We start from the raw sequence: 23,049 nt of genomic DNA on the forward strand, positions 1-23,049 counted from the left end.
CGCCGAGGCCGAGGCGTTGCGCTGGTCGGAGGAAATGCTCATGAGACTCACCCTTTCGGTCATCAAGGCTGACATAGGCTCCGTCGGCGGCCACACGAAACCGTCTACACGCATGATGGCGGCTGTCGAGGGCGCGGTCGCGAAGGCGATCTGCGATGGCCTGCTGATCGACGGTTTCATCTGCCACACCGGCGACGACATTGCGATCATCATGACGCACACACGGGGCGAAGGGAGCTCCGAGGTGCATCAACTTGCCTGGAAGGCGTTCCTCGCGGCCACCTCGGTAGCGAAAACCTCCGGGCTTTATGGCGCCGGCCAAGATCTTCTCGTCGACGCACCGTCTGGAAACGTCCGCGGCGCCGGCCCGGGCGTCGCCGAGCTCAGCTTCGACCACAGCCTCTCGGGCACGAGACCCGCGGAGTCCTTCATGGTGTTCGCCGCCGACAAATGCGGTCCCGGCGCCTACAACCTGCCGCTCTACCTCGCATTTGCCGATCCCATGTATTGCGCCGGGCTGATGCTGCCCCCGATGATCCAGGGCTTCCGTTTCCATGTCATCGACATGGACAATACGGCTGGCGACAGCGTGATCGAACTCGACGCGCCCGCGGACAGCTACCACATCGCCGCGCTGCTCCGCGACAACGAGCGCTTTGGCATTGATCGCATCACTTCCCGCAAATATGGCGAGGCCGTCGTCGCTGTTTCGGCGCAGCGTCTTCACGCGATCGCAGGCAAGTACACCGGCAAGGATGATCCGGTCGCGATCGTCAGGAACCAGGGGATTTTCCCGGCGCCGGAAGAAATCATCTCGCCGTTTGCCAAGGCACACTTCGTGGGCGGCGATGCGCGCGGCTCGCACGTGATGCCTCTTATGCCCGTGCCGCTTAACACGCCGGTGACCGGCATGTACTGCCTGCCGATCGTTTCCTGCGCCGGCTTTTCGATCGACAAGGATGGCCGCTTCTCGGAGTCCTATACCGATTTCTTCGACAACCCGGCGTGGGACGAGGTCCGTCGCCGCGCCCAGAGCAAAGCTATCGAGATGCGCAGCCAAGGCTGGTCTGGTGCAGCGATGCTGCCCTATTCCGAGTTGGAGTATGGCGGCTTCCGCGACACCGTGTCCGCGCTTTTGAAGCGCTTCCAGCTGCGCGAGGAGCGCAAGCCGGAAGCGGCCGAGTAATACGGCGTCACGATCGGACCGCCTGCAGGCGGGTCATCCCAGTCTGTGCCGCTATTCACGAACCATGGCCCACCGCAGGTGCTAGGCATGCCAATCTTGGGAGGTCGGTATGGCAAGAAAACGCATCGGCATTCTCACGGGCGGCGGCGACGTCCCCGGCCTCAACGCCGTCATCAAGAGCGTGACATATCGCGGCAGTGAGGACGACATCGAGGTCGTCGGCCTCCGTCGTGGCTGGGAGGCCCTCACCCACCTGAACCTCGAGGCCCCTGCCAGCAAGGCCCATTACATCATCCCACTGAACCGTGCGAACACGCGCGTCATCGACCGGCGCGGCGGCACCGTGCTGCACTCGAGCCGTACCAATCCGTCCAGGATGAAAAAGCTGCCCGATCATCTCGTCGCGAAGGACTTTCCAGTCTCCTCGAGTACCAACGACGGCATCGCAACCAGGACGTGGGACCTCACGGGCCAGGTGCTGGCGAACCTCTCGGGGCTCGGCATCGAACATCTGATCGCCATCGGCGGCGACGACACGCTCAGTTACGCGGCAAGGCTCAACGAGCTCGGCGTCAGGATCATCGCCATCCCGAAGACGATGGACAATGACGTCCGAAATACCGAGTACTGCATCGGCTTCTCGACCGCGATCACCCGCGCCAGCGACGCCATCCAGCGGCAACGCACCACAATCGGCTCGCACGAGCGAATCGGCATTTTCCGCGTCTTTGGCCGCGATGCCGGATTTACGGCGCTCTTCAGCGCATACGCGACCTCGATACGGTGCGTCATACCGGAGTACAGGATCAATCTCGACAAGCTGATCCAGTTGCTCCTCGAGGACAAGCGCACCAACCCGAGCAACTACGCGCTGGTCGTGCTCAGCGAGGGGGCCGCGTGGGAGGGCTACAAGGTACAGGAATATGGCGAGCCTGATGCCTATGGTCACCGCAAGAAGGCGAGCGTGGCGGAATCGCTTGCTGATGAAATCAAGCGGCGTGTTGGCGAGGAGACGATCACCTCCGACCTCACCTACGATCTGCGATCGGGCGATCCGGACTTCATGGACAAGCTGGTGGCCCTGACCTTTGGCAATATGGCCTACGACGCCATCCTGGAAGGAAAGACCGGCCTCATGTCGGCGCTGGTGGAGGGGCGCTATGAACTGGTCCCCATCCCCGACGCCAAGCTCGGGCCGCGCAAGCTGGACGTCGCCAGCACGTACAACACGGAGCGCTACCGTCCCATCTACGCCAACAAGCGCGGGCTGCCGATTTTTCTCAACCTCGCGTCATAAGGTGGCGGGCCTACGGCTCGATCAGCGGGGTCTTGGACGAGACATGATGGCTGGCGATCTTCCAGTCGCCGTCCTCGCGAACGATCACCCAGGTGATTTTGACCGACAGCGGCGAGGCCTCTTCGCCGAGATCGAAATTCGCGATCCCGGCGAAATTGATCAGATCGGAGCTGACCTGTGCGGTCCTCACATCGGTGAACTGCACCGTCGGTGCACGCCAGCGTGGAAGCGCATTGAAATAGGCCGCAACGCCTTCATTGCCGCGGTAGAGCGTGGGGTTCGATCCGTAAAAGAACGCGTGTCGCGAATAAAGCGCAGCAAGCGCGTTCGCGTCGAGCTTGCCGAACGCCACCGACCATTTCTCGATGATGGCGGATACCGCATCGTCGGCCGCGCTTTGCACCGCTGGTCTATCCCTTCCCGCCGACTTCCTTCGCAAACGTATCGCGCAGGCCGATGGTGCGGTTGAACACCGGTTTGCCGGGCGCCGAATCCCTGTCGCGCACGAAATAGCCCTGCCGCTCGAACTGCATCACCTCGCCGGAATTATCAGCGGCGACCGACGGCTCGATCCGGGCGTCGGGCAAAATTTCCAGCGACTCCGGATTGAGATCGGCGGCGAAATTCGCGGCGTTCGGGCTGGGGTTCGAGAACAACTGATTATAGACGCGGATTTCCGCCGGCACCGACTGCGCGGCCGACAGCCAGTGCATGGTGGCCTTGACCTTGCGTCCATCGGGCGCGTTGCCGCCTTTGGTGGCGGGATCGTAGGTGCATCGGAGTTCGACCACTTCGCCCGCATCGTTCTTGATCACGCCGGTGCATTTGACGAAATAGGCGTAGCGCAGCCGCACCTCATTGCCGGGCGACAGGCGGAAGAATTTTTTCGGCGGGTTCTCCATGAAGTCGTCGCGCTCGATATAGAGTTCGCGGCCGAACGAAATCTTTCGCGCGCCTGCCTCAGGATCGTCCGGATGATTGATGGCCTCGAGCTCCTCGACCTGGCCTTCCGGATAATTCTCGATCACGACCTTCAGGGGGCGCAGCACCGCCATCCGCCGCTGCGCCGTCTTATTGAGGTGCTCGCGAATGCAGAATTCCAGCATGCCGACATCGACCACGCTGTTGGCTTTCGCCACACCGATGCGCTTGACGAATTCGCGCACCGCCGCCGGCGGCACGCCGCGCCGCTTCAGCCCCGCAATGGTCGGCATCCGCGGGTCATCCCAACCCGAGACGTGACCGTCACGCACAAGCTGCGTCAGCACGCGCTTGGACAGCAGCGTATAGGTCAGGTTCAGCCGGGCGAATTCGTACTGGCGCGGTTTTGATGGCACCGGCAGCTTGTCGAGCAGCCATTCATAAAGCGGCCGGTGATCCTCGAATTCCAGCGTGCAGATCGAATGCGTGATGCCTTCGATGGCGTCCGACTGGCCGTGGGCATAGTCGTAGCTCGGATAGATCGACCATTTGGCGCCGGTGCGCGGGTGCTCGGCATGCAGGATGCGATAGAGCACGGGGTCGCGCAGGTTGATATTGCCCGCGGCCATGTCGATTTTGGCGCGCAGCACGCGGGTGCCGTTCGGAAATTCGCCAGCCTTCATGCGGCGAAACAAATCGAGGTTTTCGTCTACCGCGCGGTCACGGAAAGGCGAGTTCTTGCCGGGTTCCGTCAGCGTGCCGCGGTTGATGCGGATTTCCTCCTGCGACTGGTCGTCGACATAGGCATCACCGGCCTTGATCAGGCCCTCCGCCCAGTCGTACAGGCGCTCGAAATAGTCGGAGGCATAATAGAGATCGGTTCCCCAGTCATAGCCGAGCCAGTGCACATCGGCCTGGATGGAATCGATATATTCCTGCTCTTCCTTGGTCGGGTTGGTGTCGTCGAAGCGCAGATGGCACTTGCCGGCAAATTCCTGCGCGATGCCGAAATTGAGGGCAATCGACTTGGCATGGCCGATGTGCAGATAGCCGTTCGGCTCCGGCGGGAATCGGGTCACGATCCGGCTGTGCTTGTTGGAGGAGAGATCGGCCTGCACGATGTCGCGGATGAAATCGCGCCCCGCCTCTGCCGCTACCGGTTCTGTGGTCATCCTGAGTTCCTGTTAGGGATTGGCGAACCTTCTGCCAAATTCGCCTCGGTGAGCCAAGCCTACTTTGCCAATGGCTAAGGCTTTAGTTATGCACCGTTCCTGCTATACACCACCGCCAATTCACCTCAGCCCGCTCGGTAAATGACTGATTCCGTGGTCACACGCTTCGCCCCCTCGCCCACCGGCTTCCTCCACATCGGGGGAGCCCGGACCGCGCTGTTCAACTGGCTCTACGCCAAGAAAACTGGCGGCAAGATGCTGCTGCGGATCGAGGATACCGATCGCGAGCGCTCCACAGAACCGGCGATTGCGGCGATTCTGGACGGGTTGAAATGGCTCGGGCTCGGTTGGGACGGCGACGTCATCTACCAGTTCAGCCGCGCCGCCCGCCACCGCGAGGTCGCCGAGCAACTCCTGGCCAGCGGCAAGGCCTACCGCTGCTATGCCACGGCGGAGGAGCTGACCGCGATGCGCGAGAAAGCGCGCGCCGAGGGCCGCACCCGGCTTTATGACGGGCTATGGCGAGACCGCGATCCGGCAGAGGCGCCTGAAGGCATGAAGCCGACCATCCGCCTCAAGGCGCCGCAGACCGGCGAGACCGTGATCGAGGACCAGGTTCAGGGCCGCGTGGTCTGGCAGAACGAGAACCTCGACGATCTCGTGCTGCTGCGTGGCGACGGCAACCCGACCTACATGCTGGCGGTCGTGGTCGACGACCACGACATGGGCGTCACCCATGTCATCCGCGGCGACGACCATCTGATCAACGCCGCGCGCCAGAAGCAGATCTACGACGCGCTCGGCTGGGACATTCCCAACATGTCCCACATCCCGCTGATCCACGGGCCCGACGGCTCGAAGCTTTCAAAACGCCACGGCGCGCTCGGCGTCGATGCCTACCGCGCCATGGGATATCTGCCGGCGGCGCTGCGCAATTATCTGGTCCGGCTCGGCTGGAGCCATGGCGACCAGGAAATCTTCTCGACGCAGGAAATGATCGACGCGTTCGATCTGCCAGCGATCGGACGCTCCGCGGCGCGGTTCGATTTCGCGAAACTTGAGAACCTCAACGGCCACTACATCCGCCAGGCCGACGACCACGAGTTGGTGTCCCAGTTCGAGAGCGTGCTGGATTACGTCCCCGACGGCGCCGAACTGAAGGCAAAACTCAACGACACGACGCGCGGCCAACTACTTCGCGCTATGCCGAGCCTGAAGGAGCGCGCCAAGACGCTGATCGAGCTGATCTCGGGCGCCTACTTCATCTTCGCCGACCGTCCGCTTCAGGTCGAGCCGAAGGCCGCCGCGCTGCTGACGCCGGAGACCCGCAACCTGATCGGCCAACTCCGGACGGCGCTCGAGGCCGTCACCGACTGGCGCGCCGAAACCGCGGAAGCCGCCATGCGGAATTTCGCAGAGCAAAATAACCTCAAGCTTGGCGCCGTCGCCCAGCCACTCCGGGTGGCGCTGACCGGACGCACGACTTCGCCGGGTATTTTCGATGTTTTGGCGGTGCTGGGGCGGGAGGAATGCCTGGCCCGTCTGGCCGATCAGGTGGCCAGCTAGCCCCTACCATATGGGGGGCTGCGGCCATCTTGCAGTGCACAGGGCAATAAGCTACGCCTTTGGCGCCGCTTCTAGACAATCCGGCTTCCCTGCTGCCGCCGCGAAAATGGCACCAGGGTCGGCGCGGTTTTTCGTAACGATTTCATCGGGGATTCACGATGGACGCAAAATCCAGCAACAAGACTGCAACGCTTACGGTCGGTAACAAGACCTACGATTTCCCGATCCTCAGCGGCACGGTGGGGCCAGATGTCATCGACATCGCCAAGCTCTACGCCCAGGCCGGGATGTTCACCTACGACCCCGGCTTCACCTCTACCGGCAGCTGCCAGTCGAAAATCACCTATATCGACGGCGATGCCGGCATCCTCGAATACCGCGGCTACCCGATCGAGCAGCTTGCCGAGCACGGCGACTTCCTGGAGACCTGCTACCTGCTGCTGTACGGAGAACTGCCGACCAAGGCGCAGAAGCAAGACTTCGACTCGCGCGTCACCCGCCACACCATGGTGCACGAGCAGATGGCCCGCTTCTTCCAGGGCTTCCGTCGTGACGCGCATCCGATGGCCGTCATGGTCGGTTGCGTCGGCGCGCTCGCGGCGTTCTATCACGACTCCACCGACATCAACGATCCGCAGCAGCGCATGATCGCCTCGATGCGGATGATCGCGAAGATCCCGACGCTGGCGGCGATGGCCTACAAATACACCATCGGCCAGCCCTTCATCTATCCGAAGAACGCGCTCTCGTTTGCCGAGAACTTCCTGCACATGTGCTTCGCGGTGCCCTGCGAGGAATACAAGATCAATCCGGTGCTGGCTGACGCGCTGGACAAGATCTTCATCCTGCACGCCGACCACGAGCAGAACGCCTCGACCTCGACGGTGCGTATCGCCGGCTCCTCCGGCGCCAACCCGTTCGCCTGCATTGCTGCCGGCATCGCCTGCCTGTGGGGCCCGGCCCATGGCGGGGCCAACGAAGCAGCCCTCGCGATGCTCGCGGACATCGGTTCGGTCGACAACATCCCGGAATTCATCGCCAAGGTGAAGGACAAGAACAGCGAAGTCCGCCTGATGGGCTTTGGCCACCGCGTCTACAAGAACTACGATCCGCGCGCCAAGATCATGCAGAAGATGTGTCACGCCGTGCTGGCCGAGACCGGCCACGGCAACGATCCGATGCTGAACGTCGCAATGGAACTGGAAAGGATCGCGCTCTCCGATCAGTACTTCATCGATCGCAAGCTCTATCCGAACGTCGACTTCTATTCGGGCATCACGCTGAAGGCGATGGGCTTCCCGACCTCGATGTTCACCGTGCTGTTCGCGGTCGCCCGCACCGTCGGCTGGATCAGCCAGTGGAGCGAGATGATCGAGGACCCGCAGCAGAAGATCGGCCGTCCGCGCCAGCTCTACACCGGCGTCGCGCGCCGCGATTACGTGGCGATGGACGAGCGGAAGTAAGCGACGTCGGGCATGCGACAGATTGGAAGCCGGATGCGGTAGTCGCGTCCGGCTTTCTGCTTTTGTGGATGGGTGGAATGAAGCGATACCCATCGCCGTCGCAGGCTCGCATTGATGGGTATCGCTTCGCTCCACCCATCGAACTCTAACTTCCCCGCCGCGCCTGCCACATCGTCGCCAGCACGATGTCGGCGGCACGCGCGCTCGGCGGCTGGTTGCCGGTCGACATGATCCCGTCGATTTTGCCGAAGGCCTCGAGTTGCTTTCGACGCAGGTCGCTGTCGCTCAACACATCGCGTAGCGCGGCGGCGAGCTTTTCCGGGGTGCAGTTTTCCTGCAGGAATTCAGGAATAACGTTCTCGCCGATCACGAGATTGGCCAATATCACCGAGTTCACCTTGATGGCCCGGCGCAATATCCAGGCCTCCACCGAGCCGGTCCGGTAGGCCGTCACCATTGGCACGCCGGCCAGCGCCAGCTCCAGCGTCACGGTGCCCGATTTGGCGAGCGCCGCATGCGCAATCCGGAACTTGGCCCGCTTCTCCTGCTCGCCGATCACGACCTGGGGCTGCACCGGCCAGGTCTTCACCGCGTCGACAACCGCCTCTTGCAGATGCGGCATGGTCGGCAGCACCAGTTCGAAAGTCACGCCCTGCTCCTGCAGCCGCGCCACCGCCTGGCCGAACACCGCCATGTGGTGTCGGATTTCGCTGCGCCGGCTGCCCGGCAGCACCAGCAGCACCGGCGGCGACTGCGCCCGCCGCGCAGCTTCATCGGGGTTCGGGCGCAGCGAGGCCAGTTGCTCGGTCAAGGGATGGCCGACATAGCTGCAGGGCGGCCCGTGCAGCCTGCGATAGGCCTCGGGTTCGAACGGCAGCAGCGCCAGCACGTGATCGACATATTTCAGCATCGTGCGCGCCCGCCCGGGCCGCCACGCCCAGACCGAGGGCGACACATAGTCGACGATCGGCAGCCGGGGATCCTTGGCGCGGACGCGTTTGGCAACGCGGTGGGTGAAGTCCGGGCTGTCGATGATGACGAGAATATCCGGCGCGGCTTCCGTCACCGCAATGGCAGTTTCCTTGATCAGTCCGAGGATTTTTGGCAGGTCCTTGACGACGGCCGCAAGCCCGATGATCGAGAGCTCTTCGATCGGAAACAGCGACTCCAGGCCTTCGCGCGCCATCGCGCGGCCGCCGACGCCTTCGAACCGCACCCCGTCGCCAAGGCGCTGGCGCAGCACTTTCATCAAATTGGCGCCGAGGCGATCGCCGGACTCTTCCGTCGCGATCAGAAATACCCTCCGCTCCATCCCGGCGGTGGCGCGAGACGGCGTCACGCTGATAAGCCCTGGATGAACAGGCCGGACCTGTCTGCAAGTTCGATCATGGCTTGCGAGTCCGCGGCGATTGTATTGCCGGCAATCACGGCGATGCCGGCAAGCCCGGCCCGGGCTGCGCCCTCGATGGTTTTAGCGCCCACGGTCGGCAGGTCGAAGCGCAAATCCTGCCCGCTCTTCGGCGCCTTCACCAGCACGCCGCGGCCGGACCTGGCGCGAATGCGCCCGGCCTCGCGCAGCCGCGCCACGCGCGCGAGCAGCCCATCGGTGCCCTCGATGTCCTCGACCGCCACCACATGCCCGTCGATCACGACCACGGCCTGGCCGATATCGAAGGGCCCAAGCGCGCCGAGCACCTCCCGCCCCTTGGCGATATCCGCCTCAGCAGCGGCATCGGGCGCGGCGCGGGCGATGTTTCCCTCCGGCATCAGAATTTCCGGGGCGACATCCCGGATGCCGACCATCCGAAAGCCGTCTCGTTCGAGGATGCGGCCGATCCCCGACAGCAGATGATCGTCACCGCCGCGGAACGCAGCCCAGACGCGGCCGAGGACGCGGATCGTTCCCCAGTCCAGCCTGATTTCCGACAGCGCCGGGCGCAGCAGCGTGCCGATAAAAATCAGGTCGCGGCAGCCCTCACTGCGAAACAGCTTTGTCGCGCGGCCGAGTTGCCCGACCGAGATCCAGTGATGGCGGAAACGTCCGACGCGGGCCGGATCGCAGGCGCCGCGCAGCGCGAACAGCACCGGCGCGATCCCGCGCCGGCTAAGCGAATCCGCCACCGCGAACGGCATGGCACCACCGCCTGCGATGACGCCGACGGGCGATGAAATGTCAGAAGCCGCTGAGATCATGGCTGCGGCGATCCCGTCATCAATGCCTGTTGCCGTCGTCGGCGGGAAGGCAGAGCGCGCGGTGCTTGCCTTGCGCGATGAAAGCGAGGATTTCGGCGATCGCCGGATCGTCTGCGGCGAGCGGCTGCACCGCGTTCAGCCGTTCGGCAAAGATGCCGGGACCGTGAAACAGCTTTTGGTAGAACGCGCGCACCGTCGCCAGCCGCTCCTTGGTGAACTTGCGGCGCTTCATGCCGATGATGTTCAACCCTTCGAGGCTTGCATACTGACCGTTGGCGAGCCCGAATGGAATGATGTCGCCGCGCACGCCGCAGACGCCGCCGACCATTACCTGCGGCCCGATCCGGGTGAACTGGTGAACGGCCGATAGCCCGCCGATGAAGACGAAATCGCCGATCTCGCAGTGACCACCGAGCGTGGCGGAGGTTGCAAAAATCACGTCATTGCCGACCTGGCAATCATGCCCGACATGGCTGCAATTCATGAAGTAGCCGCGCTCGCCGACCCGCGTCACGCCGCCGCCGGCAACCGTGCCGGCGTTCATGGTGACGGATTCGCGAATGGTGCAGCCGGCGCCGATCTCGAGCCGGGTCAGTTCGCCCTTGTAGCTCAGCGATTGCGGCGGGGTGCCGAGCGAGACGAACGGATAGATCGTGCAGCCGGCTCCGATCGTGGTCTGCGCGGTAACGTGAACATGCGCGATCAGGTTGCAGTTGGCGCCGATAACGACGTTGCGGCCGATAACGCAATAGGGACCGATTATTGTCCCCTCGCCGATCACAGCGCCATCCTCAACCCGCGCGGTTGGATCGATCGTACCCATCAAGCAGCCCAGCCCATCCGTTGCACGCGAATATCCCGCATTTTCCGGTGGTTAGCGCGGCGTATCAAAGCTGTCCAGTGACGTATGGTTACGTCGTGTGTCGAATGGTCCGGCTGAAAATTCACCTGCCGCCGGGCCGACTCCCGTGCCGTCGCTAGATCATACTGCCGGGCAGGAAGCAGCGGATCGAAATACCGGACGCCCCTCTTACGGGCCAGACCATGGTACGGCCGAAGCGATTTGGCACGGTGATGACGGCATCGTCGGGCACGTCGATCCACTGGCCCTCGAGCCGGACGCGATAGTGACCGTCCTTCGATTCCCAATCGACGTCGGAAATGACGGAGCCGTCGGCGTCCGAACAGCATGGCCCCTTCCCGCTTCTGAGGCTGTCGAACCAGGGCTTGAGCGGAGAGTTGGCGTAGCGGCCATCATCACGGGCCGTTGCGCTTCCTGCGAGAACGGCGGCTGAGATAATCAGCGCGGCGGCGGTTCTGAGAATCTTCATGCGGCCCGTCTCCCACGGGAACTACAAGCCTGTGGGTGGGCGGAAGTTCCTTTGCGGTGGAGCGATTCGGGTCACCTGATCGCGCAGAGTTGATATGCGAAGGCCGAGCGATGCCGATCAGTCGACAATCCGACATGGCCGCGTTTGACCAACTTCCGGGCAAGACATGTTCTCGCGATGGCTGATACCGCGCATGTGACGGTAACCGCGCATTCCGCGTAGGCACCTGCCCGTGGACCTGCTCTAGCTGCCCGCCAGTGCGATCCATTCGCCGGGCTGCACGCGCGCGATCAGGACGGCCGGGCCCGAGGCGCTGGTCTTGTAGACGAGCGCCTCGCCTTCGCGGATATCGGCAATTTCCTTTCCGAAGGCATCGGCGACGTTGGTCTTGTGCGTTACCGCCAGATTATTGAGGCCGGTCTTGGGCGGCGCGTTCACCAGATCGCGCACGGCACGTCCGACCTTGGCGTTCTTGCCGTCCGGGTTAGCCATCGAACTGCCCGCGCCGCTGTCGGTCAATGCGTCCACCGGAGAGACGTCCTTGCCGCCAAGCAGCCTGCCGGTCTCAACGGCGCGATTGAGCTGGCTCACATAGACTTCGCCGATCGGCACACCGAGCTTCTTCAGCGCTTCGCCAAGCTCACGCGCGATGTTGCGGCCTTTTTCGCTCAATTGCCGTTGCGCGGTCATGTCGTCGAGCTTGAAGGGATAAACATCCTTCTGGCTGTCGTCGGTGGCACCATGTCGAAATACGAGGACGTAACCACCGCCCTTGAGCGACGATACCAGACCGTCCAGATCAGCCGCGTAACTTTGCGGCGACATCGCCAGAAAAATGATCAAACATGAAATGATGGATGCAAGCCTGTTCACGGACGCCTCCGTTGAAAAAGCGTGGGCCCCAAACCGGACCTATTCGGCAAATTTCGTCAATCGACCCCGGCGTGGGTTCCACTACCAGCGATTGAGCAAAAGACATCAGGAAGACGTCGGTTGTGTGGCGAATGAATTCAATCCGATTCAATCCGTCAGCATCGCGCCGACGTCGGCCTCCGCGACCACGCTGCCATTCACCTTGGCGTCGCCGTGAAACCACCACATCGCCTTGCGGCGGCCGATCGAGCGCATGTGGTACTCGATGGTGTCGCCGGGCATCACGGGCTTGCGGAATTTGCACTTGTCGATGGTGAGGAAATAAACCGCGCGCGGCTTCTCGGTGCCCTCGACCGACTTGATGCCGATGACGCCGGCGGTCTGCGCCATCGCCTCGATCATCATCACGCCGGGATAGACCGGACGCTCGGGAAAATGGCCGAGAAACGGCGGCTCGTTGAAGGTAACGTTCTTGATGCCGATCCCGCTGTAATCAGTCCGGATCTTGATCACCCGGTCGATCAGAAGCATCGGATAACGGTGCGGGAGCGTCTTGAGGATCTCGTTGATATCCACGAGCTCAAATCTGACTGGTGCTTCCTCCATCACTCCCGCCCCTCGCCTTTCGGATCGGCCGTGCCGCCCTGCACCAGTCGCTCCACCGCAATAATCTCCCTGAACCACTGCTTGGTCGGTTTGGCAAAGTGACCGCCCCAGCGGCCATTGGGCGGTATGTCGTCCTTGACCGCGCTCATGGCCGTTACCTGGGCGCCGTCGCCGATCTTGAGGTGGTTGTTGATGCCCACCTTCGCGCCCAGCGCGACGTTGTCACCGATCGTCAGGCTGCCCGCGAGCCCGATCTGGGCCGCGAGCAGGCAGTGCCTGCCGATGGTCACATTGTGGCCGATCTGGACCTGATTGTCGATTTTGGTGCCCTCTCCGATCACCGTATCCCGCAGGCTGCCGCGGTCGATGGTGGTGCCGGCGCCGACCTCGACATTGTTCTGGATCAGGACGCGGCCGGTCTGCGGCACCTTGATGTGGCCCTCGGGGCCGAAGAAGATGAAACCGTAGCCGTCCTGCCCGATGCTGCAGGCAGGATGGATCAGGACGTTGTTGCCGATCAGGGAGAACTGGATCGCGGTGCGGGCGCCGACATTGCAGTCGCGGCCGATCTTGACGTCGGCGCCGATCACCGCGCCGGCGCCGATCACGGTCCCGGCGCCGATCTCGACCCTGGGGCCGATCACCGCCAGTGGATCGACGATGACGCCGTCCTCCAGATGGGCGGACGGATCGATGATGGCCGAGGGCGCGATGCCGTCATTGTCGAACCAGGATTGCGGCCGAAGCGCATCGGCGTGCCATTCGCGCGCCAGCTTGACGAAGGCGCGGAACGGCTGGGTGGCCCGCAGCACGGCCACATGGGCGGGCACCTGGGCCTCGAAGCGCGGGCTGACCAGGCAGGCGCCAGCCTTGGTCGCCTTGAGCTGATCGGCGTATTTGAGGTTGTCGAAAAACGCCAGATGCATGGGACCGGCTTCGTCGAGCGAAGCGAGGCCCCTGATCACCAGGCCGCCGCGAGCGGGGTCGACCAATACCGCTCCCGTCAACGCGGCCAGTTCGGCGAGCGTCGAGGAAGGGTGTTGCTTGAAGAATATCGGCTGCGCCATTCCATCCGTCGCAGTCCGGCAGGCAATCACGCCGGACGTCCGGCTCCGAACAAACGGAGCCGAACCATGTTTTTATTTCCGGGGCGTTCTCGCTACGCGGACCTTACATCCGTTTCGCATCAAGACGCCTTAGAACGATGTGCCGCCGCCAAACTTGAATTGCTGCACGCGGTCAAACTGACCCTTCGTAAGCGGAACCGCATAGTCGAAGCGCAGCGGTCCGAACGGCGAAGCCCAGATGATGCCGACGCCCACCGAGGTGCGGACCACGTTGCCGTCGTCATACTGCAGTCCCAGACAGGTTCCCGGAGTGGCCCCCGTCGTCGCTGTCGCCTGGGTCGGCTTGATACAACCGGGCACGTTGACCTCACCCGTCGCCGCCCACGACGTCGGCCCCTTGTAGTCGAACAGTCCACCGGCGTCGGCATAGACCGAACCCTTGAGCCCGACTTCCTTCGGCAGGAACCAGAACGGCATCTGCAATTCGAACGAAGCGCCCCAGTACTTGGTGCCGCCGAGCGCGTCACGCGTGCCGAACGGGTTGATATCGCGCGGACCGATGCCGTTCGGCGCAAAGCCGCGAACGAGGTTCGGACCCATCTGGAAGTGATCGAGCATGCGCAGCTCGCTGCCGCCGAACTGGTTCAGCATGCCGCCCTGGAGATGGATCAGGCCGACGATATCGGCGACCAGGGGGGTGTAGTACTTCGCGTCGATCGCGGACTTGATGTACTTCACGTCGCCGCCGACGCCGGCGAAGTCCTGCTTCCAGTCGACCAGCAAGCCGTCGGTCGGGTTCTTGTTGTTGTCCAGCGTGTTGTAGTTCAGCGAGTAGCCGACCGACGAGGTCAACGCCTTGCCGCTCTGCAGTTCCCTGCGGACCGGCAGCGAGGCTTCGCCGTCGCTGTAGCACCACAGGCCGATGCCGGAGGCGTCAGTCGCCGGAGCCGGCAGAACCCCACCGACCGAGTTCACAAACGCCGGTGACGGGTTGAATGCGAGCAGCCCATTGTTCGGATTGTTGTTACAGTTCGCGAGTTGGTTCGGCAGCGAGATTTCCTGCTGATAGATCGAGTAGCGCAACTGAAGCGCGAGATCTTCCCGCAAGGTGAAGCCGAGCCGCGGGCTGAAGCCGAGCGTCTTGGTGCCGTAAGCAATATAGCTGTTGGCCAATTGCTCGCGATAGAACAAGTCGAGGCCGAGCGCGACGCGATAGTCGAACAGATAGGGGTCGACGAACGACAGCGAACCGCCGCGCGCGTACTGACCGTAGGTCACGGCCGCCTTCGCATACAGGCCACGGCCGAGGAAGTTGCGCTCGGAAATGCTGACTTCGGCCAGCGCACCGTCGGTGGTCGAATAGCCGCCCGACACCGAGAAGTCGCCGGTCGACTTCTCTTCGAGATCGACAACCAGAATCACGCGATCGGTCGACGAGCCGGGCTCGGTCAGGATCTTCACGCTCTTGAAGAAGTCGAGGTTCTTCAGCCGGCGCTCGGCACGATCGACCAGAGCGCGGTTGTAGGCGTCGCCTTCGGACAGGTCGAACTCGCGGCGAATCACGTAATCGCGGGTGCGGGTGTTGCCGCGGACGTTGATGCGCTCGATATAGGTTCGCGGCCCCTCATCGATGGCGAACACGATCGAAACGGTGTGCGCTTCGAAATTGCGATCGCCGCGCGGGCGCACCACGGCAAAGGCGTAGCCGCGCCGCGATGCCTCGATCTGCATTTCCTCGACGGATTTCTCAAGCGCCTCGGCATTGTAGACGGAGCCAACGCTAACGCGCGAGAAGCTGCGCATCGAGGCGGTATCGAGGGTTGCGATGGAGGTCTGGAAGTCGACGGAGGCCACGCGATATTGCTGCCCCTCCTCGATCTTGAAGGTGACGAGGAAGCCCTTCTTGTCGGGGTCATACTCGGTCAGCGCGGCGATCACCTGCACGTCGGCGTAACCGTTCTTGAGGTAGAAGCGGCGAATCAGGTCGCGGTCGGCCTCGACCCGGTCGGGATCGTAGACGTCGGCGCCGCCGAGGAAGCTCAGAAGGTTGGATTCGCGCGTCTTGATGACGTCCTTCAGGCGATAGGACGAATAGGCGACGTTGCCGACGAACTCGATCGACCTGACGCCGGTCTTGGTGCCCTCGGTGACCGTGAAGATCAGGTCGACGCGATTGTTGGGCTGCTCGATGATTTCAGGGGTCACACGCACGTCATAGCGGCCTGAGCGGCGGTAGATTTCGGCGATGCGCTGGGCGTCGGACTGAACCATCGGGCGCGAGAATGTGCCGCGCGGCTTGGACTGGATTTCAGCCGAAAGCTGCTCGTCCTTGACCTTCTTGTTGCCTTCGAAGGCGATGCGCCCGATCACGGCGTTTTCGACCACGGTCACGACCAGCCGGCCGCCCACCTGATTGATTCGCACGTCCTGGAACAGGCCGGTCTCGATCAGGGCCTTGAGGCCGTCGTCGATCTGGGCCTGCCCGAGCCGGCCGCCGGGGCCTGGCTTGAAATAGGAACGGATGGTCTCGACCTCGACGCGCCGGTTCCCCTCGACGGATATAGACGCCACCGTCTGCGCCGCAGCCGGCACAGACATAAGCGCGCCCCCCATCGGCACGGCAACCATGATCAGAGCGCCCAGCAGAGCCCCCCGCACTCGCATTCCCAACATCATGCGCAACGCGCCCTCGTCATTGCATGCCGGCCCGTACCCCTACGAACCGGCAGATTCCCAAAGTTGCACTGCTTGTAGCCAATTTCGAGAGGGCGGCAAACCAGACATCGCGGTGCGATTCCATTTTCATTCCAAGACGTTGCCAATGGGCAACGTCACAAAAAAGCCTCTTCTACGATCTCCCGAACAGCCCCTTGAGCCACGGCACCTGATGGAAGTCATTATAGAAGGCGAAGACCATCAACATCAGCACCAAAATCAGCCCGACTCGGAACCCGTATTCCTGGGACTTTTCCGACAAAGGACGCCCCCGGAGCACCTCGGCCGTGTAGAACAAAAGATGGCCGCCATCGAGCAACGGCACCGGGAACAGATTCAGCAGTCCGATCGAAATGGACAGCACCGCTGCCAGATGAAGCAACGGAATCAGTCCCAGCGTGGCCACCTGACCCGAAATCTGCGCGATCCGAATCGGCCCGCCGATCTGGTCCGCGCTCGCCCGTCCGGTAAAGATGTTGCCGATATAGGAGAGCGTCTGGTCGACGACGAACCAGGTTTCCTTGATTCCCAGCCAAAGCGCGGTGGCCGGATCGACCTTCTCGGTCGTCACTTCGCCCGGCGAGGTTGCGCGGGTGATGCCGAGAATCCCGAGGCGCTGTGTGTTCCCAAAGGGATCCTTCACCTCGCGCAGTTCCGGCGTGCCCTTCAATTGCAGCGTGGAATCACCGCGTTTGACGGTGAAGGTCAGGGTGTCGCCGGCACGAACGCTGACGGAGCGCTGCATGTCGGAGAAGCTGCCGATCTTCTTGCCGTCGATTGCGGTGACGATGTCGCCAACCTGAAAGCCTGCCCGCTCGGCGGCGCTGCTGGCTTCGATCTTGTCGACGCGCGCCGTCGTGCTCGGTTTGCCGAAGAAGGTGAAGAGACAGGTGAAGATGACGATCGCCAGAATGAAATTCGCGATCGGACCGGCGGCAACGATGGCCGCCCGCGCGCCGACTTTCTTGTGATGGAAACTGCCCGCCCGCTCCTCTTCAGTCATGCCGGCGAGCGATTCGGCTGATGCGGGCGTCGACGCTTCCGATTCGTCGCCGAAGAACTTCACATAGCCGCCAAGCGGGATCGCGGAAATCTTCCAGCGCGTGCCATGACGGTCGTTGAAGCCGACAAGTTCCGGCCCGAAACCGAGCGAGAACGTTAACACCTTCACGCCCGCCCATCGGGCGACCAGGAAGTGGCCGAGCTCATGGAAGAACACGACGATGGTCAGGACAAACAAAAAGGGAATGATGTAGCCAACGAGCCCGTGGCCCAACGTATTGAAACTATGTAGAAAAAACTCTGACATCAGGTTCCCCTCGACAAGAGCCAAAGGCTCCGTCCCCAACCCTCTAGGATGCCTTTAACGGCAATTTGAGGCAATAGGGAGGCGGCTCGGTTTCGCGCGTTATGGTCAACAGCAATCGCGTCGTCGGCCGAGCTCAAAGGTGCAAGGTTCCCGGCGCGAATCCAGTCGTTGACGGTGGCTTCGACAAGGCGTGCGATCGACCCGAATCTGATCTTTCCGGCAATGAACGCCGCCACCGCCACCTCATTGGCAGCGTTGAATACCGTGGTCGCACCACGTCCCGTACGTAACGCTTCGTAGGCCAGCCGCAAGCCCGGGAACCGCCCGAAATCCGGCGCCTCGAAGGTGAGCTGTCCGATTTTGGCGAGATCGAGCCTCGCCGACGGGCCAACGATTCGTTCCGGCCATCCGAGGCAGTGCGCAATCGGAATGCGCATGTCGGGCGCGCCGAGCTGCGCCACCACGGAGCGATCGGAGAATTCGACCATACCGTGGATGATCGACTGCGGATGGACAAGAACGTCGATTTCGTCGGCCGAGAGCGCGAAAAGGTAGGACGCCTCGATGACTTCGAGTCCCTTGTTCATCATCGACGCCGAATCGATGGTGATCTTCTGGCCCATGCTCCAGTTCGGATGCTTCAAGGCCTGTTCCAGCGTCGCCTGCTCGATGTCGGCCGGCGCCCAGGTGCGGAACGGCCCGCCCGAAGCGGTGATGATCACGCGCACCAGCTCCTCGCGATTGCCGGAAGAGAGCGCCTGAAACAACGCGTTGTGCTCGGAATCCGCCGGCAGGATGCAGGCGCCGGCTTTCGCCGCGCGCTGCATGAAGAAATCGCCGGCACAAACCAGGCATTCCTTGTTGGCGAGCGCCACGGCCGCGCCACGGTCGACCGCGGCGAGCGCCGGCTTCAACCCGGCCGCACCGCTCACCGCCGCCATTACCCAGTCGGCGGGACGCGCGGCGGCCTCGATGATCGCGCTTTCGCCGGCGCCGCATTCGATGCCCGTGCCTGCCAGGGCGTCCTTCAGTTCGCCAAGCCGCGCCGGGTCGGCAATCGCCGCGAATCGCGCGCCGAATTCTTTCGCGAGCTTGGCCAGCGCTTCGACATTGGAATTCGCGGTCAGCGCCTCGACGGAATAGCGATCCCGCGCGCCGCGCAGCAGATCCATGGTGCTGTCGCCGATCGAACCAGTGGCGCCCAGCACCGTGACCGTGCGCGCGGCTGCCGCCACGGGCTTGTTGTTACGCAATGGAACTGCGCTCATCGTTTCACCAAACCATAAGACCGCGGCCGACGCCATCGGCGCCGCCCCGCAGAAGACCGAAAAGAGCCGCCACGACGACGGCTGCGATAAATCCATCCAGGCGATCCATTAGCCCGCCGTGGCCGGGAATAATGTGACTTGAGTCCTTTACGCCAAAACGCCGCTTCACGGCGGATTCGAAGAGATCGCCGAGCTGCGAAACGACCGAAAGGGCTCCGGAAAGCATCAATAACGGCCCGATTTTGCCCAGATCGAACGCGGCAAATCCGCACGCCACGGCGAGGCTCGCGGCCAACCCGCCGACGGCGCCCGCCCAGGTCTTTTTCGGGCTGACGCGCGGCCACAGTTTCGGCCCGCCAATGCCGCGGCCGGCGAAATAGCCGCCGCTGTCGGTCACCCATACTATCAGCAGCACGAACATCAGCGCGGCGAATCCCTTGACGGGATCGAGACGCACCAGCACCGAGGCGATCTCGGCCGCTGCCGCGTACAAAAATCCCGCCGCCGCCCAGCTTCGCCGCTCCGGCGCGATCGACACCACCGCAACGAAGCCGACGCCGAGCACGATCAGCGCGGCATCGAGCCGGCCAATCGCAAAACAAAGCCCGGCGATAGCAAGCGCGGCCACACCGGGCACCGTCACGCGAGTAGCACCGGCGAGACCGACGATCGCGAGCCATTCGACGAACAGGCCGATGGCAGCCAGCGTCACCAGCGCAGCCCACAGCCAGCCGCCCGCATAGGCGATCGCGACCGCAAGCGGAATCAGCACGGCGGCGGCGGCGATGCGCATTGAGAGATTGCGCGAATCGGGCGGGCTTGCTGCCGCCGGCGCGGCCTCGCGTTCGGTCACGATCCGGTTTTCGCGGCCAGACCGCCGAAACGGCGTTCCCGTCTGGCGTATTCGGCAATGGCGCTTTCCAGCGCGGCCTTGTCGAAATCCGGCCAGTGGATCGGCACGAACACGAGTTCGCTATAGGCCGCCTGCCACATCAGGAAGTTCGACAGCCGCTGCTCGCCGCTGGTGCGGATGATCAGGTCAGGATCGGGAATGTCGGGCGCATCGAGATAGCGGCCGAGCGTATCGGCGTCGATCGATGCCGGATCGCGCTTGCCCTCCGCCACTTCGCGCGCCAGCCGTCGCGCGGCGCCCGCGATCTCCTGGCGCGATCCGTAGTTGAAGGCGACCACGAGATTGAGCTTGGTGTTGGCCCTGGTCAGTTCCTCGGCTTCGTTCAGGAGCGTGCAGATATCGGGCTCCAGCCCTTCCCGCTCCCCGATCACGCGCACCCGCACGCCGTCGCGATGCAGCGTTGCCAGATCGTTGCGGATGAAGCGGCGGAGCAGTCCGAACAGGTCGCCGATTTCGGTCGCCGGCCGCGACCAGTTCTCTGAGCTGAACGAAAAGATCGTGAGGTAAAGCACGCCGAGTTCATGGGCGGCGCGAACCACGCGGCGCAGCGCCTCGACGCCGCGGCGGTGGCCTTCGGCACGCGGCAAGCCGCGCGCTGCCGCCCAGCGCCCGTTTCCGTCCATGATGATCGCCACATGCAACGGGACGGATCGATCCGGTCCTTCCGTGGCGGGGGCGGCGGCGTTCGGCATTATCTGAATTCCAGACCAATCTCGATTCTTGGACGTTGCCGTCAAACGGTGAGGATTTCCTTTTCCTTCGCCGCAAGCAACTGATCGATTTCCGCAATCGTTCCGTCGGTCGCCTTTTGCACCTCGTTGGCGAGCCGCTCCTGATCGTCTTCGGAAATCTCGTGATTCTTCTCGAGCTTCTTGACGATATCCAGCCCGTCGCGACGGACATGGCGGACCGCAACCTTGGCGGCTTCGGCATATTTATGCGCGACTTTCACCAGTTCCTTGCGCCGCTCCTCGTTGAGTTCGGGAATTCGCAAGCGCAGCACCTGCCCTTCGGTCGCCGGCGACAGGCCGAGGTTGGAATCGACGATCGCCTTTTCGACGGCCTTCACCATCGACTTGTCCCATACCTGCACGGAAAGCAGGCGCGGCTCGGGCACGCTGACGGTCGCGAGCTGGTTGAGGGGCATGTGGGAGCCGTAAGCCTCGACCTGCACCGGCTCCAGCATGGACGCCGCCGCGCGGCCGGTCCGCAGGCCGCCCAGCTCATGCTTGAGCGAGTGAGTCGCGCCCTGCATGCGGCGCTTCAATTCGTTGATGTCAAAACCGGGCGTGGGCATAACACTCTCCCCTCCTTGGAAACCAGCCGCCGGCGCCTTAAAGCCCGCGGTTCGAAGCAGCACTGGCGCATTAGCCAGCGACCACCGTGCCGTGGCCGGTCCCGCGCAGGATCGCGCCGATCGAACCCGGCTCGGCGATCGAGAATACGATGATAGGCAGTGACGTCTCGCGGGCAAGCGCGAATGCGGTCGCATCCATCACCTTGTAGTCGCCGGCGATCGCCTGCGAATGCGTCAGGCGATCGAAACGCTTGGCCTGCGGGTCCTTTTTGGGGTCGGCGCTGTAAACGCCGTCGACATTGGTGGCCTTGAGCACCGCCTGCGCCCCGATCTCGGCTGCCCGCAACACCGCTGTGGTGTCGGTGGTGAAGAACGGGTTGCCAGTTCCGCCGCCAAGCAGCACGATTCGCCCGTCGGCGAGGTATTTGTGCGCTGCACTGCGGGTGAACAGCTCGGAAATCTCGGGCATCACGAACGCCGACAGGGTCCGCGCCGGCGTCCCCTTGCGCTCGATCGCCGCCTCGAGCGCCAGGCAGTTCATCATGGTGGCGAGCATGCCCATGGTGTCGCCGGTCGGGCGCGACACGCCGCGCGAGGAGACTTCCACGCCGCGAACGATGTTGCCGCCGCCGATCACGACGGCCACCTCGACGCCGAGCTTCTTGGCCGCGATCAGATCGTCGGCGATGCGGTCAACGGTAGGCTGGTCGATACCGAAGAAGTGGCTGCCGGCGAGATACTCGCCCGAGAGCTTGATCACGACGCGACGATAGACCGGCTCAGCCATTGCTTATCGCTTCCTTGTCCCGCGCAGGTGACTTCCGGCGCAATTGCGCTGAAAGATTTTGACCGCAGCGGTTACTTCTTGCCGCTGGCGGCTGCGACCTCGGCTGCGAAATCGGATTCCTGCTTTTCGATTCCCTCGCCGAGAGCATAGCGCACAAATCCGGCAATCTTCACCGGCGCACCGATCTTGCCTTCGGCTTCCTTCACCGCCTGCGCGACCGACTTGCCCTTTTCGTCATGGATGAACGCCTGCTCCAGCAGGCAGACTTCCTTGTAATAGGTCTTCAGGCCAGACTCGACGATCTTCTCGATCACGTTCTCCGGCTTGCCCTGCTGGCGATACTTGTCGGCCAGCACGTCCTTTTCGCGCGTCACGATCGCCGGGTCGAGGCCGGACGGATCCAGCGCCTGCGGATTGGTCGCGGCCACGTGCATCGCAAGCTGACGGCCGAGATGGGCGAGCTCATCGGTCTTGCCGGCCGATTCGAGCGCGACCAGCACGCCCATCTTGCCGGCCCCGTCGGTCACGGCGCCGTGGACATAGCTCGACACCACGCCCTTGCCGACTTCGAGCGAAGCCGCACGGCGCAGCGACATGTTCTCGCCGATCGTCGCGATCGCGTCCGAAATCGCGGTCTCGACCGTGACGTCACCGACCTTGGCGGCCTTGATCTTCTCGACGTCGGCGCCGTTGTGCAACGCGACCTGGGCGATCATCTTGACGAGGCCCTGGAACTGCTCGTTGCGCGCAACGAAATCGGTCTCCGAGTTGACCTCGACCACGACGCCCTTGACGCCTGAGGTCACCACGCCGATCAGGCCTTCCGCCGCGACGCGGCCGGCCTTCTTGGCAGCCTTCGACAGGCCCTTCTTGCGCAGCCAATCCTGCGCGGCCGTCATGTCGCCGTTGGTTTCGGTCAGCGCTGCCTTGCAGTCCATCATGCCTGCGCCGGTCGACTCGCGCAGTTCCTTGACCATCGCCGCAGTGATCGTTGCCATCGTCGAATATCCTTCTTGCCTGTTAGCCGCGGGCGCGGCGCGCGCTTTGCGCCGGGCCGCCGTCAGCTTCAGGGAATGTCGTAATCT

At 63.3% G+C, this 23,049-nt stretch carries 21 protein-coding genes; 4 read left to right on the forward strand and 17 right to left on the reverse strand.

Features of this window, described 5'->3' with window-relative positions; translation table 11 throughout:
- The first annotated feature begins 40 nt into the window (after window positions 1-40).
- Both V1293_RS06655 and V1293_RS06660 read left to right on the forward strand, forming a co-directional pair.
- Window positions 41-1,186, forward strand: a complete 1,146-nt coding sequence (locus V1293_RS06655) for a fructose-1,6-bisphosphatase (RefSeq protein WP_334507796.1) — start codon at window positions 41-43, stop codon at window positions 1,184-1,186.
- Window positions 1,187-1,295: 109 nt separating this feature from the next.
- A complete protein-coding gene (locus tag V1293_RS06660; protein WP_334507798.1) occupies window positions 1,296-2,483 on the forward strand; it encodes a 6-phosphofructokinase in 1,188 nt (395 codons plus the stop codon).
- Between the two features lie 10 nt (window positions 2,484-2,493).
- Here V1293_RS06660 and V1293_RS06665 read toward each other — a convergent pair whose 3' ends face one another.
- Window positions 2,494-2,886 (reverse strand): YybH family protein, encoded by a 393-nt coding sequence (locus V1293_RS06665; RefSeq protein ID WP_334507800.1) that lies wholly within the window; start codon window positions 2,884-2,886, stop codon window positions 2,494-2,496.
- A gap of 7 nt (window positions 2,887-2,893) precedes the next feature.
- Entirely contained in the window at window positions 2,894-4,576 is a 1,683-nt protein-coding gene (locus V1293_RS06670) for a glutamine--tRNA ligase/YqeY domain fusion protein (RefSeq protein ID WP_334507803.1), read from the reverse strand.
- A gap of 141 nt (window positions 4,577-4,717) precedes the next feature.
- Between V1293_RS06670 and gltX the strand changes: the two genes are divergently transcribed.
- Window positions 4,718-6,142 carry a glutamate--tRNA ligase gene (gene gltX / locus V1293_RS06675; RefSeq protein ID WP_334507805.1) on the forward strand — a complete coding sequence of 475 codons (1,425 nt, stop codon included), beginning with the start codon at window positions 4,718-4,720 and terminating at the stop codon, window positions 6,140-6,142.
- A 158-nt stretch (window positions 6,143-6,300) separates the two neighbouring features.
- Window positions 6,301-7,605 carry a citrate synthase gene (gene gltA, locus V1293_RS06680; protein ID WP_334507807.1) on the forward strand — a complete coding sequence of 435 codons (1,305 nt, stop codon included), beginning with the start codon at window positions 6,301-6,303 and terminating at the stop codon, window positions 7,603-7,605.
- Window positions 7,606-7,750: 145 nt separating this feature from the next.
- Here gltA and lpxB read toward each other — a convergent pair whose 3' ends face one another.
- From lpxB to tsf, 15 genes are all read right to left on the reverse strand, one after another.
- Window positions 7,751-8,917: a lipid-A-disaccharide synthase gene (gene lpxB / locus V1293_RS06685; RefSeq protein ID WP_334516646.1), complete on the reverse strand. Its 1,167-nt coding sequence runs from the start codon at window positions 8,915-8,917 to the stop codon at window positions 7,751-7,753.
- A 23-nt stretch (window positions 8,918-8,940) separates the two neighbouring features.
- Window positions 8,941-9,798 (reverse strand): LpxI family protein, encoded by an 858-nt coding sequence (locus V1293_RS06690; protein ID WP_334507809.1) that lies wholly within the window; start codon window positions 9,796-9,798, stop codon window positions 8,941-8,943.
- Between the two features lie 19 nt (window positions 9,799-9,817).
- Window positions 9,818-10,621 carry an acyl-ACP--UDP-N-acetylglucosamine O-acyltransferase gene (lpxA, locus tag V1293_RS06695; protein WP_334507812.1) on the reverse strand — a complete coding sequence of 268 codons (804 nt, stop codon included), beginning with the start codon at window positions 10,619-10,621 and terminating at the stop codon, window positions 9,818-9,820.
- Between the two features lie 154 nt (window positions 10,622-10,775).
- Entirely contained in the window at window positions 10,776-11,129 is a 354-nt protein-coding gene (locus V1293_RS06700; RefSeq protein ID WP_334507814.1) for a hypothetical protein, read from the reverse strand.
- A gap of 243 nt (window positions 11,130-11,372) precedes the next feature.
- Window positions 11,373-12,002, reverse strand: coding sequence for a histidine phosphatase family protein (locus V1293_RS06705; protein WP_334507815.1), 630 nt, complete (start codon window positions 12,000-12,002; stop codon window positions 11,373-11,375).
- A gap of 147 nt (window positions 12,003-12,149) precedes the next feature.
- A complete protein-coding gene (fabZ, locus tag V1293_RS06710; RefSeq protein ID WP_057859038.1) occupies window positions 12,150-12,608 on the reverse strand; it encodes a 3-hydroxyacyl-ACP dehydratase FabZ in 459 nt (152 codons plus the stop codon).
- A complete protein-coding gene (gene lpxD, locus V1293_RS06715) occupies window positions 12,608-13,675 on the reverse strand; it encodes a UDP-3-O-(3-hydroxymyristoyl)glucosamine N-acyltransferase (RefSeq protein ID WP_334507818.1) in 1,068 nt (355 codons plus the stop codon). Before lpxD ends, fabZ begins: the two co-directional genes overlap by 1 nt.
- Before the next feature lie 129 nt (window positions 13,676-13,804).
- Window positions 13,805-16,351 carry an outer membrane protein assembly factor BamA gene (bamA, locus tag V1293_RS06720; protein WP_334507820.1) on the reverse strand — a complete coding sequence of 849 codons (2,547 nt, stop codon included), beginning with the start codon at window positions 16,349-16,351 and terminating at the stop codon, window positions 13,805-13,807.
- A gap of 172 nt (window positions 16,352-16,523) precedes the next feature.
- Window positions 16,524-17,699 carry an RIP metalloprotease RseP gene (gene rseP / locus V1293_RS06725; RefSeq protein WP_334507822.1) on the reverse strand — a complete coding sequence of 392 codons (1,176 nt, stop codon included), beginning with the start codon at window positions 17,697-17,699 and terminating at the stop codon, window positions 16,524-16,526.
- Window positions 17,699-18,967, reverse strand: a complete 1,269-nt coding sequence (gene dxr, locus V1293_RS06730) for a 1-deoxy-D-xylulose-5-phosphate reductoisomerase (protein ID WP_334507824.1) — start codon at window positions 18,965-18,967, stop codon at window positions 17,699-17,701. Before dxr ends, rseP begins: the two co-directional genes overlap by 1 nt.
- A gap of 4 nt (window positions 18,968-18,971) precedes the next feature.
- On the reverse strand, window positions 18,972-19,820 hold the full coding sequence (locus V1293_RS06735; RefSeq protein ID WP_334507826.1) for a phosphatidate cytidylyltransferase: 849 nt from the start codon (window positions 19,818-19,820) through the stop codon (window positions 18,972-18,974).
- Complete coding sequence (locus V1293_RS06740) at window positions 19,817-20,572, reverse strand: isoprenyl transferase (RefSeq protein WP_334507828.1); 756 nt, start codon at window positions 20,570-20,572, stop codon at window positions 19,817-19,819. Before V1293_RS06740 ends, V1293_RS06735 begins: the two co-directional genes overlap by 4 nt.
- Before the next feature lie 41 nt (window positions 20,573-20,613).
- Window positions 20,614-21,177 carry a ribosome recycling factor gene (frr, locus tag V1293_RS06745; RefSeq protein ID WP_108516164.1) on the reverse strand — a complete coding sequence of 188 codons (564 nt, stop codon included), beginning with the start codon at window positions 21,175-21,177 and terminating at the stop codon, window positions 20,614-20,616.
- Between the two features lie 70 nt (window positions 21,178-21,247).
- Window positions 21,248-21,964 carry a UMP kinase gene (gene pyrH / locus V1293_RS06750; RefSeq protein ID WP_334507831.1) on the reverse strand — a complete coding sequence of 239 codons (717 nt, stop codon included), beginning with the start codon at window positions 21,962-21,964 and terminating at the stop codon, window positions 21,248-21,250.
- A gap of 71 nt (window positions 21,965-22,035) precedes the next feature.
- Window positions 22,036-22,962 carry a translation elongation factor Ts gene (tsf, locus tag V1293_RS06755; RefSeq protein ID WP_334507833.1) on the reverse strand — a complete coding sequence of 309 codons (927 nt, stop codon included), beginning with the start codon at window positions 22,960-22,962 and terminating at the stop codon, window positions 22,036-22,038.
- Between the last annotated feature and the right edge of the window lie 87 nt (window positions 22,963-23,049).

This window comes from Bradyrhizobium sp. AZCC 1693, assembly GCF_036924745.1.
Classification (GTDB): domain Bacteria; phylum Pseudomonadota; class Alphaproteobacteria; order Rhizobiales; family Xanthobacteraceae; genus Bradyrhizobium.